Below are 2,104 nucleotides of genomic sequence, written 5' to 3' on the forward strand. Positions count from 1 at the left end.
ACGAGAGGCAACGTGCCGAAACGACAATCCTCGACCGGCGCCCTGCGCCATCCCCGGCCGTCCCGCCACGACCTGGGGGAGAGCGGCTTTACGCTGCTCGAGCTGGTCATCAGCGTCGCCCTCTTGACGGTCATCGTGGCCGCAATCGGCACGGCCATCACTACGAGCCTCGAGACCCAGAGTACCGTCACCAACCGGCTCTTCGATTCAGCAAACGCCAACCTCACCTCCGCGATTTACGTCCGCGACGTCGAGAGCGCCGCCTTCGTCACCACCACCCCGACCCCGTCGGCCACGCCGGCACCATGCGGCACTGGCAGCGGAATGAACTTCGAACTCGGTCTCGCTTGGGGTACGACCGTCGTGTCCTACGAGGAGACCGCCGCGAATTCGCTCGTCCGCCAGTTCTGCAGCGTCTCGGGAAGCGTAACTACCCTGCTGAGCACGGCGACGGTGGCCCGCGGCTTGTCCTCCGCTGCGGGAATCCAAGTCACCGTCGCGCCAACAGCAGACGCCACGGCAGCCAGCCAGAACTGGGTGCCGTCCGCCGGGACCGGGGGCGTCGGCCAGCCGCCGATATCATCGGTCACCCTCGGCGCACTGGAGGCCTCGAGCACCTTCCATTTCGACCTGCTGGCCACACCAAGGTTGTCCAATTCTCAGAGTTTGGGAGGGCCGCCGGGCGGGAACCCGGCACCACCACCGTTGTTCCTTCTGGGTTGCAATCCACAACTGCGTTCGTGCGCCGGTGCCCCGCCCCCTGTGGATTGCAGTGGCAGTCCGTCGAGTCTGCACGTCAACGGCGCCGCGTTTCTCGACTCGACCACGCCCAGCCAGTTGAACAACGGCACCTTTACGGCGTCGCAGATATATTCAGCCATTCCCCCCCCGAACACCTCGACTGCCATCACCGGAGGCGCATTCAGTCCGAACCCTCCGACATACCTCAGCCCGCAACCCGACCCATATTCTGGCTTGACACCACCAATGGCGGGCGATCCCAATACCTTCGTCTACTCGAGCACGCTCAGTTTCTCTGGTGGTACGACGGTCCTGGCCAGCGGCACCTATATCCTCGAGAACGGTCTGAACGTCAGCGGCCAAGCAACGCTCTCGAGTGCACCGGGCGGAGTACTGCTCTACATCTCGGGAGGATCGGTCTCCATCACGGGTCAGGCAAACGTCACCCTCTCGCCGTTGACACCCGGACCATATGCCCCCACAGCTCCCGACCTCGGGATCTGGCAGGCGGCATCCGACACCAATCCGCTCTCCCTGGCGGGCAACGGGAATGGCAACATCTTCAGCGGAGCGATCTATGCCCCGACAGCGCAGGTCGGTTCTTCCGGCAGCGGGACTTTCACTGTCGGGTCCGTGGTGGCTGAGAGCATCGGGTGCTCCGGCAACGGCACCGACACGATCGGCTAGTGGTGCCGTTGCGAAGGGAGGGCAGTCACTCGCCAGCGGCCAGGGAGCAGCGACGAAGCGAGGCGGGCGACACTCTCATCGAGATTCTGATCGCAATCGTGATCATTGCGATCACCGCATCGGCAGTCCTCGGGGTGCTCGTCGAGTCGGCATCCGCCTCAGGTCGGCACCGCATCCTGGTCACGCTCGATGGGGTCCTGAAAAGCTTCGCCGAAAGCGCCAAATACGACATCCAGTACAAGCCGGTGTCGTCGGAGTTCCGGGACTGCGCCATTGTGGGACCGGCATCCGCGGGCGGACCACCTTCGAATCCTGCGACCTATACCATCCTCGGTTCGCCGACGCCGACCTACGGGCCAGTCGGTACAGCCGTGACAGTGTTCGGCACTGGATTCGCGGCGTCGTCGTCGCTGGTGGTGACGATGGGAACTACAAGCGTCCCTGCCGCTTCCGTCGTTGGGGCCGCCAGCGACACCAACGGAAATGTCGCCGTGACATTCCCGGTACCGGCCGGGGCTGTGTCTGCGCCGATCACCGTCACCGACGCCCAGGGGTATACAGCCACGTCCACCGACACTTTTGCCGTTACTCCTGGCACAGCTGTCCCGACCTCGCCGCTGGAGAGCTACCACGTGGACATCAGCGCCATCGGTTGGTGGGACAGCACGTCCCAGAC

General features: G+C 64.4%; 2 protein-coding genes. Both read left to right on the forward strand.

Annotated features, from left to right (window positions below):
- On the forward strand, positions 1-1,428 hold a 1,428-nt coding region (locus VFA16_RS04620), incomplete at its 5' end, for a prepilin-type N-terminal cleavage/methylation domain-containing protein (protein ID WP_324966678.1).
- A gap of 2 nt (positions 1,429-1,430) precedes the next feature.
- A partial coding sequence (locus tag VFA16_RS04625) for a prepilin-type N-terminal cleavage/methylation domain-containing protein (RefSeq protein WP_324966679.1) occupies positions 1,431-2,104 on the forward strand: 674 nt, incomplete at its 3' end.

The sequence above is a fragment of the Mycobacterium sp. genome (genome assembly GCF_035653355.1).
Lineage (GTDB): Bacteria > Actinomycetota > Actinomycetes > Mycobacteriales > Mycobacteriaceae > Mycobacterium.